Source organism: Edaphobacter aggregans DSM 19364, from assembly GCF_000745965.1.
Lineage (GTDB): Bacteria > Acidobacteriota > Terriglobia > Terriglobales > Acidobacteriaceae > Edaphobacter > Edaphobacter aggregans.
This window is the reverse complement of the sequence record NZ_JQKI01000141.1, coordinates 1-12,519: the sequence shown is the minus strand read 5'-3', so window position 1 is coordinate 12,519 and position 12,519 is coordinate 1. Positions and strand designations below refer to the sequence as shown.

Genomic DNA, 12,519 nt, shown 5'->3' with positions numbered 1-12,519 from the left:
ATCGCCGGTAGAACCTGACGCCTCACTTGCTCGAGAAGCGCGTCATCGCTCCATGGTGCATCGGCCACTATGTGATGTAGTGACTGGTGCATCTGGCGTACGTTGCCGGGAGCAAGCCGCGCAGCCATCGGCTCCACGCTCTTGCGCTCGATCGGAAGCATCAGGCCCTTGGTGTAGTTTTCGATGGGAACAACTCGGTCCGCATGTCCGGCTACCCGGGTCAAACCATCCAGATAGGCTTGCAGACGATCAGGCTGGCGCGAGAAATTCGTCCGATGGCGGCTCATCGACGTCAACGTAAGGCATCACTGATGCCAGCGCCAGAGAAATCGAAATAAAGGTATCTATTTTATAACACAGTAGTACTAGGCGCAGGAATTGCACTGGCAGTCCTGATCCTCGCCTTCCGCGGCATGCGTCTTCAAGTCGAATCAAATCACAAAGCAAGAACACTTCTCAAGACACTAGTCGACCGCGACGAAGTAACGACGCAGGGGGTCGCCTATCATGTAGCGCACAGGGAGATGGATGATAACCCTCTCAGCTACGCAATCACGTTTGACAATTTCTTTATCTATTTTGAAACTCAAGACGAACGTCAACTTTGTTTTCAAGGTCCGTTTGACTGGTTGAGCGACGTTGCTTACTCCTTCCACTCTATTCAGGTAACCGGCGATGTCGCATTCAAAGTATGTGACAAGTCTTATGTCTTGCAGTCTAGTATTGAAAATACCATCGAAAAACGATCGATCAGCATTCACTACTCGCGAACCAACCCGACCATCTTCTACTCGCCCGAAATGTACTCCGCGGAGCCTGATGGGCACACCCGATTTGGCTATGTAATGAGCAGAGTGTTCATTGGAGTGATAACTTGCCCCCTCTTGTTCTTCATATCTCAGCTTCTGTGGTATCCGTTGGTTGGGGCACCACCATCGAGGATTGTCGGCCGTTGCATTGAGTTCTTGGACAATAAGCAAACCTACTTCGAGGAAAGTGCTTTACTAGAAGCCATTAAGCGGAAACGTAAACAGCTGTCAAGGGCGGAGTAAAACTAGGCCACCGAGGGCACTCGCAGGGTTCGCCAAAGCGTCTGATGGTCTGCTTCATGCCTTCTCCTCCTACCTACAGGAGAACGGATTGCTGCGAGGACGGCTCTAGAAACGACATACAGACTCAGGAAGGCTTGGTTACCTTGCTTTGCGCGGAGCGCGGTAGAGCATTTGGGTGGGCGTTGCGGACAGGATAGTCCCTGGGGTGGGTGACGGATGACGGCGGCTGTTTCGCCGGCAGCAGCTCGAGAGGAAACATCCTCCCTCTACTTGGTCGACTGCATGGATTTTTCCAGTTTCACATCAGAAAGCCAACTATCGCTTCACTCTCCGAGAGCCAAGTCTTGTTTGCGCTGGCCGGAGTGGGACGCATGGAAGAACCCGGCAACGGTGATTGGAAGTAGAGTTTCGCCATTAGCACTCAGGAACTGGCGTACTGTCTCTGGTAGAGTGGGTCCGGAAGCGGTTTGGTCTGAAAATCTGAAAGCAGCGGGAGTTGTAGCAATGACCTCATGGAGAATGCAGCTTCATCCGAACTTCCCGGGCGGCTCGGCTCGTCATGCAGCCGAGAGTCTAAGTGCCGGGTTCGTGGGCTTAGATTTCAAGTGGGACGTTGGGGATCTGTGCCGAGCGAAATATGAGGAGCTGCCCCTGGAAGAAAAGAACCAGTGGGCATTCGCTCACGAGATGATCGAAGGAGATCACGTTCTGATTTTTAGCCACCACTATCCATTTGCCCTAGCGCGAGTTGATGGTCCATACAACTATGTTCGGTCACCGGTTCCTGAGATTGGTGTGTGGCGGCAGGGAACAAGTTCCCCTCTACGTATCTGCTGACTGGCCAAGCGCGGAGGCATTTGCGAAAAGCCGCCTCGATGCGAATTAAGGGAATGCGGAAAGCCGCCTGTCAATATCCTTAAACCGCACGATTACGACGCTCTGCAGCGCGTAGCGCACGAAAACGCTGACGAAGGAGTCCGACCTCAACCGAACGTTATCTCCTACCCAACTGCCGAATACCAGAACTCAACTGCCGGATAACAAAAACCTCTCCAAACGAAACTCCATGAGTTTCTACCTTCAGAACGCACCGAAATAGCGAGTTGGCCGAGAGCCGACGATCTGTTCGCGTTTTCTGCCAACCAACCTCTCACCCCGCTCCTGATTGGAGTACCGAACGACGATGGATGATCTTGCGCCTTCGACTTTTCAATATCCTTGAGGCGGGTCACTGTTCCATTGCTCCCCTGACCCCTCAAGAAGCAAGTTTCCGTCCACGGTATTTCGCGTTATCACTTGCGCGTTTTGCTGTCTTTTCTTGGTGTCAGTCGCTCGCGCCCCATTTTCTCAATCGAAGACGAACATCAGAGGGCCCACGGGCCGGAGGATGACCAAGGGCTGTGCCGCAGGTCTGATTTTGGCGTCGGAGGAACCCCAGAACCCTCTTTCAGCGGTCCCTACCGCGATCGCTAAGGTCTTGGAAAGCCAGTCTGAGTATTGAAATCTGCAATTTGCGGTCAGACTTTCCCGAGAAACATTAGAATGCAGTAAGTGACCAGGTCAAAATCTATTCATCGCAAAATTGTGAGACTTCGGGGGAATAATCCGCCGCGATTTATGGATTTATTCGCTGGATGCGGCGGGCTCACGCTTGGATTTGCTACCGCAGGTTTTGAACTCATTGCCTCGGTTGAGTCTGATGCATTGGCCGCCGAGTCCCACGGAGCCAACTTCGCTGCTATGAGCCACGGGAAACATCGCGAAGCCCACTATAAGGCTCGTGATATAAACGCGGAGACCCCTGCCTCAATTTTTCGCGACCTCGGAATTCGCGGTCCTGTCGATGAGCAGGTAGATGTGCTGGTTGGCGGCCCACCATGTCAGGCGTTCGCCAGGGTAGGCCGTGCCAAACTTCGTCATGAGGCACATCGCCGCGACGAGGACGATGCGGACATCGCCTTCCTTGTCGATGGTCGAGTAAATCTCTGGCGGCGATATCTGCACTATGTGCGGGAGACTAAGCCCGTCGCATTGTTGATGGAGAACGTTCCGGATATTTTGAACCACGGCGGAAAGAATGTCGCCGAGACCGTGGCCGAACATCTCCAAGAGGAAGGCTATCTGGTTCGCTACACACTCCTCAACGCCTCTTGGTTCGGTGTTCCGCAAATGCGGGAGAGGATGTTCTTGATTGGGATGCATCAGGATTTGGAGACAGACATCGTTTTTCCGACGCCGACACACTACTCTCTTATCCCTACTGGATATGAGGGGAGCCGAGCAACAGCTAGAAAGCTGATCCCCGAATTCAAGGGACTTCGACGGGAAATTGAGAACAGCCACTGCTGGATAAGCGACCCATCCCTTGATGCTGGGCTGCCGCCGGCTACAACGGCGAACGAGGCGTTCGCGGATATTCCTCCACTCCACGCCCTCGATTTACTGAAAGCTGGAAAAATTGTACGCGGCCGCAAGGACCCGTCCGAGCCGATGCCCTACACTTCGCCTAAGCCCACGTCCGCATGGTCAAGGCTAATGCGAGAGTGGCCCCAATTCGGAACGACCGATCACAGCACCGGCCACGTGATCCGTTATCTGCCACGCGATTATAAGATCTTCCGCCTGATGGAGGAAGGTTGGCAGTACCCGGAAGTCTGGCGTTTTGTCGAGGCGAAGCGTCAGCAAATGATGAATATGCGTTGGAAATCCGGAGAGAATAACGGTGCGGAGAGCACCAAGACTCAGGAGTTTATCAAGCAGTGGACGTTGCCATACGACCCCGACAAGTTCCCGAACAAGTGGTGGAAGCTATACCGCGACAAGCCCGTCCGCACACTGATGGCACACCTCGGGAAGGATTCTTATAGCCACATTCATTTCGACAGCAGGCAGGCGCGGACGATATCGGTGCGTGAGGCTGCTAGGCTCCAATCCTTTCCCGATGGTTTCGTTCTGCGCGGGAGCATGAATCCGGCATTCAAACAAATTGGCAATGCCGTCCCTCCACTCGTTGCCTACGCGATTGCCATGACCATGCGATCCATGATTGGTTGCCAATCGTTGCCCGACATTCGTTGTAACCTGCTCGGACTGGATAAGCGGCTTGTTGCAACTACCGCTGGAAGGGATAAAAAATGCGCTTCCTGATTCTTCGTATCCTGACGCATAGTGAACTCGGGATGTTTCACGAGTATAGACGTCAGAAAAAAGAAAAATCGAAGCAACGCGCTGTGAACGTTGACGCCGATGTCGTAGATCGTGTCTTCCCGGCGGCTAAGGATTCCGATCAGATAGATATGAATCTGATGTATGACACCGACCACGGAATTGCCCAAGCGCGGCAGTGGTTCAAACGTCAAGATAAAAACTGGCGGTTGGAAGGGAACTGCCCAAAGGATAAGTACTACCACTTCGTCGACGCAGGTTGTCTTTTCGCCATGGAAGTGGACTCGGGCTCTGTACCCGCTTCGGGGTCCTGGGCGGTGTTTCCAGCAGATCACCCCGTGACCAAAGCAATTCTCGCTCATGGCGAGAGTGGCGGGCTTGCAAAGTCGGCGATGATAGCGCTTCACGACGAGGAAGGCGAGCGGGCTTGGCAGGTTCTCGAAGAGGCCAGGCCTGACCTGTTTACAAGGATTGGGGGTGGGAATTTGACCAAGGTGACCAGCGCAAGGAAGGGAAATCGCGGCGTAAAGCTCGACCCCAATCCTTCACGGCTCGTGAAGATTCTCGCTTCGGTCGGACATACGTTGCCGAGCGCGGTCGCCGACATCGTAGACAACGCGATCAGCAACGACGCTACGAAGATAGACATCACGTTTGGACGCCCCGACGGCGGGCATGGGAGGTGGTTGAGCATTACTGACAATGGCACCGGGATGGACCCCGACAACCTTTCAGAGGCCATGCGGATCGGCAGCGACATCGAGTACGAGACAAAGAGTCTTGGGAAATATGGCTACGGTTTGAAAGGCGCATCATGGTCACAGGCCAAGGTGTTCACGGTCGTGACCAAGCGCCCCGACAAGCCAGCGTCTCACCTTACTTGGGATTCAGACGACATGGACGGGTGGGTCGCGAAATCCGATCCTCTAGACGTTTGGGAGCAGCAGGCAACGGCCATTAAGGACCGCGGTACGGTTGTCCTCTGGAAAGATATGCGCCCTCCACAGGCAATGCCGACAGCCCGCGGCATCAGTCCGCATTCCGCAGAAATCATGTTACTAGAGCGCCACTTGGCACTGGTGTTCCATCGGTTTCTCGAAGGCAGGGCTGCAGGGCGGAAAGCCGTCGCTATCTCGATAAACAAGAACTCCATTAAGCCGAACAACCCCTGCGGGCACCCGCTGGCTTCCGCTTATGACATCAAGACAATCCGAATCCCCACCGAAAGCGAAGATGGCAAGGTTCAGGTACAAGCTTATCTGCTGCCGTCCGAAGACGAGATCAATAACCACCACAAATCCGACGGGCCCGAAGGAGTGCGCCAAGCTTTAGATTTGATTGGATTGCATGGCAAGCGGAACGAAACTCAAGGCCTATTCATCTACCGTCATGACCGCCTGATCAAGTGGGGTGGATGGCATCAGATGTGGGCTACTAATGACGAAAAGACCAAACTCGCGCGGGTGATCGTAGATTTCGACAAAGTCCTCGACGATCCGTTAAAGATCGACATCAGCAAGCAGAAGGTCGAGCTCCCGCAGCAGTTACAGGAGGAGATCAAGAAGATAGCTGACGTGGTGCGGCGGGAAAGCCAGAGAAAGTACCGCAAAATGGCGACTCCCGGTTTGCCTCTACCAAGAGGTGGCGATGTCAGTTCCGAAGGAACAAAGCCGATTGCGCCGACACCAGTTGGCTCAAGCGCGGACCAAAAGTCTCGTGTGCAGCCGGAGCCTCAGCCGAGAACTATTGTCAAGGCAGTGAAGACCAATAAATTCGTCTGGAAAGTGACCAAGGGACTGACCGGCGCGCTTGACGTGCAGGTTAGTGACCTCGACCCCAACCTCTCTGCTCTGGTTAAACAGATTGACAACGATTCCCATGCGATCGCCCACTTGGCTGCTTTCCTGGGTGGTCTGGACGAGGTGGAAGTGCAAAAATTTCTTTTGGCCAAAAAGAGCATCTGATGTCCACCGTGCGAATAGTAGGCTCCGTGCCGATAAGGCCCAATTGGACAGACCGGCTCACTCGCGACTCCTGGTATAACTGGGGCCGTCTGGAGGCATTGCTCCGCGCAGATCCAAAATGGAAACCACAACAGGTGAATTCGGTTGCAGCTGAGTCCCTGAAGGTACTGCGGAACCTGCAAGACCCACTAGGGACATCCCGGTTTCAGGGTCGGGGCTTGGTTGTCGGCTACGTCCAAAGCGGAAAGACGGCGAATTATACGGCCGTCGCAGCGCGCGCCGTGGATGCGGGCTACCGCATAGTCATTGTTATGTCGGGTATCCATGACTCTCTTAGGAGTCAGACGCAGAACCGTCTTGAGCGGGAACTGACCGGCCACCAGGAAGGCGTCGTTTCCCGAGCCGAGCGAGGACGTGAATGGATTTGCCTCACCAATCCCACTGAGGACTTCAAGGCGCAGGATTTCCGCATCCTCCAGTCCCCAGCTCCGTTTCTTGCGGTCGTGAAAAAGAATCCTGTTGTACTGGCGAAACTTGACGGCTGGCTGAAATCAGCAGACCGCTATCTCGCCGACATGCCTGTGTTGCTGATTGACGATGAAGCCGATCAGGCTTCAATCAATACCAGAAGCAACAGGCCTCCTGACCCAACGGTCGGAGATGAAGATGAAAACGATGAGAGCCTGGCTCCATCCAAGACAAATGCTCTCATCCGTTCCATCCTGACACGAACAACGAAAGCTGCCTATATTGCCTACACGGCCACGCCCTTCGCCAATATTCTGATCAACCCTGACGCCGTTGACCGACGGGTGGGCGACGACCTCTTCCCAAAGGATTTCGTCATTCAATTGCCACGGCCGCCAAGGTATACGGGAACCGAGGAGTTGTTTGGTGTCTCTGCTCAAGATCGGGACTTGCTGCGCATAGTGTCAGACGAAGACGTCCAGGGATTGAGGGCACATCGCAGGCGAAAAACCGCCGAGATTGTCATCAGACAACCCCACAACACTTTGCCTGCGTCGCTGTCCGACGCGCTCATTTCGTTTTGCTTAGCAGGCGGGGTGCGAAGCCTTCGCCCAGAACTGGCGGGGAAGTCCCACACAATGCTTGTACATGTCAGCCAGCGAACCTCTGATCAGGAACGTATTGCCAATGCAATCCGGGATCAGGTGGAACTTTGGAGAGAGGCAGAACGGCAGGGCCAGAACCTCGAAATGCTTTTTGCACCTGTGTGGAATACCTTCAAGGTTGGCACAGATTCTCCTGCCGACGACACCGCGGTCATTCACGCTTCCATCTCTGTTCTCCGCCAACTCGTGGTTTTGGAACTCAATAGTGTGGCAGGTGAGAATCTGGAATACGACGAGAAGCCGGGGCGGCATGTTGTTGCCGTGGGGGGCAACCGTCTTTCACGGGGATTAACTCTTGAGGGGCTGACGGTTTCCTATTTCTTACGCACTGCAACCATGTGCGACACCTTGTTGCAGATGGCCCGCTGGTATGGGTTTCGTCGCGGTTATGAGGATCTGATCCGCATATGGACCACAGACGGAATCGCCCGGTGGTTCTCGGAACTCGCTTTAATCGAGCAGTCACTCAGAGACTCTATCGTGGCGCTGGGCCGAGCTGGTCGAAGACCCGACCAGATGGCGATCAAACTCCGCGCTCACAGTGACCTCCTGCTTACAGCCCGCAACAAAGCCTCCATGGCGCTGTCCCAACAGGACTCATGGTCGGGTGAGCACCCGCAGACCGTTCTGTTGCCTTTGTCCGATCCCGCCAAGTTGCAGGCCAATCGCGTCTTTGCGGACCAATTTATCTCTACGCTTTCGCCGTCGCTGCAGTGCCATGGTGGTCTGCTTACCCGAGATGTATCCCCCGAGGCCGTGTGCGCATTTTTGCATCAGTACAAGATTAACGAAGACATTGTGGCATTTCGAAGCGACCTGCTTGCCGACTGGATTATGGAGCGATCGGTGTCCGGCGAACTTACCGACTGGTCCATTTTCGTTGCCTCACCTGAGGCTGGGCGGCAGACCATCATCGGCGGGCGGGAAATCGGGCTTGTGCGACGCAAGCGCATTAGCAGCGAAAGCATTGGCATTTTGACAGACCCACGCCACGAAGGGGTCGATCTTCTGGGCGGACCCGATGCTTACAAGCGAGAGAGCGGAACCTATGATGCCGAGGCGATGCGGGCGGCCAGACCTGCTACACAAGGCCTGCTTATCCTATATCCCCTCGATGCCTTGCACCTTGGAGTCAGCCACACGGACGCCGTCATCGGCTTAGCCCTGAGCTTGCCGAACACGTCGGACGTGGGAAGCTCCTGGATCGTCAACAGGAAGGTGTCCAATGGCTGACGGACCGACGCGAGAGCAGTGGGCCGAATTAAGGACCAGAAGACCTGTCAGCGATGATGCTCTGTCTACGATCCCGATTACCTCCGACGGGATTGAAACACAGCTGTTCATGGCCATGGATATTGCTGGAAACCTTCATTTGCTAATTCCGGTTCAACGTGGTCCTATCGACTCCAAGCCGCCCGATCTGAACGGACTCAAAGTTCGACATCGTCGCCTGGAGACAGGAGAGTTCTTGGATCTCGTCGCAAGCCCATCGCACGAACAGGTATTCACCCCAGTTTGCAAGGATGTCCTGACAGCCGTATTGGTCGAGCAACGAGATCCATGGATGGCAGTGGCGGCAATTATTCGCGCTTGGCAATCGGCATGGAGGCCCGCTCGCCAGGAAATGGACAAAACCGTCCAGGTTGGACTTTTCGGCGAGTTGCTGGTGCTCCAAACCTTGATGATTCCTTGCCTCGGACCGGCTGCGGTCGACCAATGGAGCGGCCCGGAATCCGAACGTCACGACTTCGTTGGCGATTGCCTGCACATCGAAGTGAAGACTACACGCAAGAGCCGTCACGAGCATGAGATGTCCCGCTTGGACCAGTTACGGGTACCTTCAGGATGCCAATTACTCTTCGTGTCCATTCAGCTGGAGCAGTCTGTCGGGGGTAATGAGACACTGGCGAGCCGCATGGATGCCATCATAGATCTGCTGCGTGCCGACGCAGCCGCCTTGGATAACTTCATGGCAAAAATGGTCAATTTGGGGTGGTCTGAGGAAATGCGGAATTCTGGCGAGTTGTTGCGTTTCTTTGTGCGCGAGGCGTTCGTCTATGCGGTAGACAACGATTTCCCGCGACTTCCCGACGATTTCCGGCCCCCTTCAGGCGTTGTTTCGGTGAGGTACACAGTGGACTTAGCGAATTTGCCTGCGTTGGGATTGGAGGAAGCAACCGAGATAATCAAGGCCGGCAACCCCTGTTATGTGCACTGATTCATAGAATTATGGCAACGAAATTATGACCGACGTTCTGACACCGGTGCAGCGGCGGCTCAACATGAGCCGTATCCGTGGCAAGGACACTGAACCAGAGATGCTGTTGCGCCGTGGACTCCACGCGCGCGGATTCCGCTTTCGCCTTCACCGTCGAGACCTGCCGGGTCGCCCCGACTTGGTGTTTCCACATTTTCACGCCGTGATCTTCGTCAATGGTTGTTTCTGGCACGGGCATGATTGTCCAATGTTCAAACTTCCTGCTACGAGACCGGAGTTTTGGGCCGCGAAGATTGGCAGCAACCGAACGAGGGATGCCCTCGCCCTTGAGAGCCTCTCAAAGGAGGGCTGGCGCAGTCTGGTGGTATGGGAATGCATGTTAAGAGGGCCGGCGCGACTCCCTGTTGATGAGGTCGTCAGCCTCGTCATCAAGTGGCTGGAGTGTGAGTAATGGGCAGAGGGCCGTCGAACCGGGCCTTCGAACCTGCAAGAACAGGTGTCCACTTAAAATAAGTGATGGACACTTCGGTGTTAGACACTCGCAACCTGTAGCGCTAATTAGGCCACCGTATAGCTAACCAGTCACTTATCATGATCGATCGTGCTTCAAATTGTTTCGGATTCCAATCCGCGTAGTCCTTTGCAAAGTCTCTGGCAGCCTTAAACATAGAGTCTTCCTCGTATTTTTTCCGCTTGGTCGAGTATCCAGCGTTGCCGAGACCCTGATTCATTGGCTGACTGAGAGGTATGAGATTTGCCAGCCGATTCTTCATCTCCTCATGTTGCTTCTCGGTGAAGATTTGCTTCCAATCGGCAGACATCGTGTCCGGTAATACGTGCTCGATCCACGGTTTAATGTTGGGCAAGTCACCTCCGAGGCTGCGGTTCCACTCAACTAGTAAGAAGTTCGTGATGGTCGAACCATAAAGCGGCCGAAACAAGGCACAATCTTTGAGTTCCTTTGTAGAAGGCCAAACCACAGTCTTATGAGTACGAATTGCCTTTGACACGTTCTCTGTCGTCGGACTTCCGCCACAATCTCCCCAAAGTCCCTTAAATACTGCATGTAGACCAGTAGGTTCATGGCCACAGACTGCGCGGCGCACCAAAAAAGATTCAAGTAGGTTTAGTACTTCAAGCCCATTTGTCTCTGTGACAGCACCTGAAGCCAGTGACTTCAATAATTGCATTAGGAATGGGTATGTAGAAGTTGGAGTAATCGCCGAAAGCCTCTGAACCGCCGAGGCTAATGCAGAAGTTACATCTTGCAGATTGGTGCCATTCTCAAGATCGAGGAAAGCCTCTTGATAGGAGCCCAGATCGTCGATAATGGTGGCCGGACTCTGTTCTGCCTTCCAAAGATTGCGGAGGTGTGCGTATACGTCCGATTTCTTCAAGTTTGGGTCTTTTATCAATCCGAAGGGGAAAAAGTAGCCGTCAAAAGAAGAATGTTCAGAAGTGGACTTAAATTTTTTGTAAAAAGGCTGCCAATATTGCTCATCCAGGCTCTCTACTTCGTGAGGGGGGCGATCAGCGACCCTTGAGAAGATTTCATTTCGAACTAAATCTCCTGTTGTCATTGGTTCCTGTCTCGAATTCAAGCTGTCAAAAATCTTAGGGCCATTAATCGGATCGAAAACATCGATCTGGACAACAGATATCTGACTAAGAAGAGCGGTATAGATCGCGCGAAGCCGCGGAGCCTTTTCAAGCTTTACTTGGTTTGTTAGAAAGCGAAGAATCGCCCGATAGTTGTTGGAGAGCCTGCCCGTTTCGCTGCCAACCGCCGGGAGCGGTTTGAAAGCAAAGGGTGTCAGTCTTTCCGAAAAAGTCGGGTCGCTAGTCAAGTCCTTCATTACAAAATTGAGTTGCTTCCGATCATCTTTACTTGAATGCAGCTTTGCATTCGTTATGAGACTGGTCTGGCGATTGATAACAAGATATTTCAGGAAAAGACTCACAGCCTCGTCATATTCGCCAATCTTGCACAGGGTTCTCACTACCGCGCATAAGTACAGGTATATAGTCGTGATTCTCTGCTGACCGTCTATGACTTCATAGACCCTCGGATCGGCGGGATTGCTTGAACGGCCATGGATGATGATGGCTCCGAGAAAATGATTGTCGGATAGCCCATCAACCAATTGAAGAATATCTCTCTCTAGCTGCTGTAGTCGTTCAGGCTTCCATTTGTATGGCCGTTGGAAATATGGGATCGTAAATACCGAATCCCCAGATAAAACGGATCCCACACTTGTCTCATCCGAACTATTGGTAAGCTTCTGCCATTTAGGTGCCATCTTGTCCTCACGATGATTGTACGAGAGGGGGTGGGATCTCAAACATCCCTGGCCAAGCTCGTTGGCACTAGGGCACCCTCCCAATCGGGTCAAGCGCACTCATCCGAACGCGCAATGACGAATTTAGAGGTCTTGGCAGGCCGACCTGAGCCGATAGCACCGCATGCCATACCGGGCCCTCACAGCCGAGCAGATATGGACCGCGCGCTGCGAGCTGCAATGGAGCACTGAGCAGAACCCATTCGCACCGAAGACGGCCATTAGCGTCTGGAGTCTTCGAGTCCGCTTGACTCTTTCAGCTATGAATGGAGCGGGGCATCTCACGGCCGGACTGCTTCTACGAGCGTCTTGTTTGGGTATAGCCCAACCCTACGTCCGACATCCGGCGAAATAATGTCGTAATAGAGTCTAATTCTGAGTTATCGTACAGGTAATGACGATGGTTAAAGAGTCTATTCGGACACATCGGCCCGCTCGAACGCGCAAGCCGTCCAGGGGCCAACGGGTCGGCTACCTGCGCGTCAGCTCCTTCGATCAAAACGAGGTTCGCCAGCTCGAAGGGCTCGCCCTGCAGGGGTTACGCATGAAATACCGGGCTAAGTTTGCGGTTGGAAGTACATGAGGTTTCGCGCTTACCTGATAGTTGGAGGCAAGTGCGGATGTCGGCGAAGAAGCTTGCGGAACATT

General features: G+C 53.8%; 7 protein-coding genes. 5 read left to right on the top strand and 2 right to left on the bottom strand.

All coding sequences use genetic code 11. From position 1 onward, the window contains the following. Nucleotides 1-287, bottom strand: a 287-nt coding sequence (locus Q363_RS26595; RefSeq protein ID WP_035356802.1) for a transposase, incomplete at its 3' end; no start/stop codon positions are given. Nucleotides 288-2,669: 2,382 nt separating this feature from the next. Here Q363_RS26595 and Q363_RS26580 point away from each other — a divergent pair. The 5 genes from Q363_RS26580 to Q363_RS26560 all read left to right on the top strand — a co-directional run bounded on the left by Q363_RS26580 (nt 2,670) and on the right by Q363_RS26560 (nt 9,983). Beyond that, on the top strand, nt 2,670-4,199 hold the full coding sequence (locus tag Q363_RS26580; protein WP_051979375.1) for a DNA cytosine methyltransferase: 1,530 nt from the start codon (nt 2,670-2,672) through the stop codon (nt 4,197-4,199). After that, a complete protein-coding gene (locus Q363_RS26575; RefSeq protein ID WP_035356800.1) occupies nt 4,187-6,181 on the top strand; it encodes an ATP-binding protein in 1,995 nt (664 codons plus the stop codon). The genes Q363_RS26580 and Q363_RS26575 overlap by 13 nt, the downstream gene beginning before the upstream one ends. A gap of 218 nt (nt 6,182-6,399) precedes the next feature. Further along, a complete protein-coding gene (locus Q363_RS26570) occupies nt 6,400-8,547 on the top strand; it encodes a Z1 domain-containing protein (RefSeq protein WP_211256362.1) in 2,148 nt (715 codons plus the stop codon). Next, nucleotides 8,540-9,532 carry a PD-(D/E)XK motif protein gene (locus Q363_RS26565; RefSeq protein ID WP_035356798.1) on the top strand — a complete coding sequence of 331 codons (993 nt, stop codon included), beginning with the start codon at nt 8,540-8,542 and terminating at the stop codon, nt 9,530-9,532. Before Q363_RS26570 ends, Q363_RS26565 begins: the two co-directional genes overlap by 8 nt. A 25-nt stretch (nt 9,533-9,557) precedes the next feature. Next, entirely contained in the window at nt 9,558-9,983 is a 426-nt protein-coding gene (locus Q363_RS26560) for a very short patch repair endonuclease (protein WP_035356797.1), read from the top strand. Between the two features lie 103 nt (nt 9,984-10,086). Here Q363_RS26560 and Q363_RS26555 read toward each other — a convergent pair whose 3' ends face one another. Further along, nucleotides 10,087-11,832, bottom strand: coding sequence for a DUF262 domain-containing protein (locus tag Q363_RS26555; RefSeq protein ID WP_035356796.1), 1,746 nt, complete (start codon nt 11,830-11,832; stop codon nt 10,087-10,089). Nucleotides 11,833-12,519 lie beyond the last annotated feature (687 nt).

What these genes read in the sequence shown, in the direction of transcription:
- Q363_RS26580 (WP_051979375.1), top strand. Translation starts at nt 2,670, where the DNA reads ATGGATTTATTCGCTGGATGCGGCGGGCTCACGCTTGGATTTGCTACC.
- Q363_RS26575 (WP_035356800.1), top strand. Translation starts at nt 4,187, where the DNA reads ATGCGCTTCCTGATTCTTCGTATCCTGACGCATAGTGAACTCGGGATG.
- Q363_RS26560 (WP_035356797.1), top strand. Translation starts at nt 9,558, where the DNA reads ATGACCGACGTTCTGACACCGGTGCAGCGGCGGCTCAACATGAGCCGT.
- Q363_RS26555 (WP_035356796.1), bottom strand. Translation starts at nt 11,832, where the DNA reads ATGGCACCTAAATGGCAGAAGCTTACCAATAGTTCGGATGAGACAAGT.
- Q363_RS26565 (WP_035356798.1), top strand. Translation starts at nt 8,540, where the DNA reads ATGGCTGACGGACCGACGCGAGAGCAGTGGGCCGAATTAAGGACCAGA.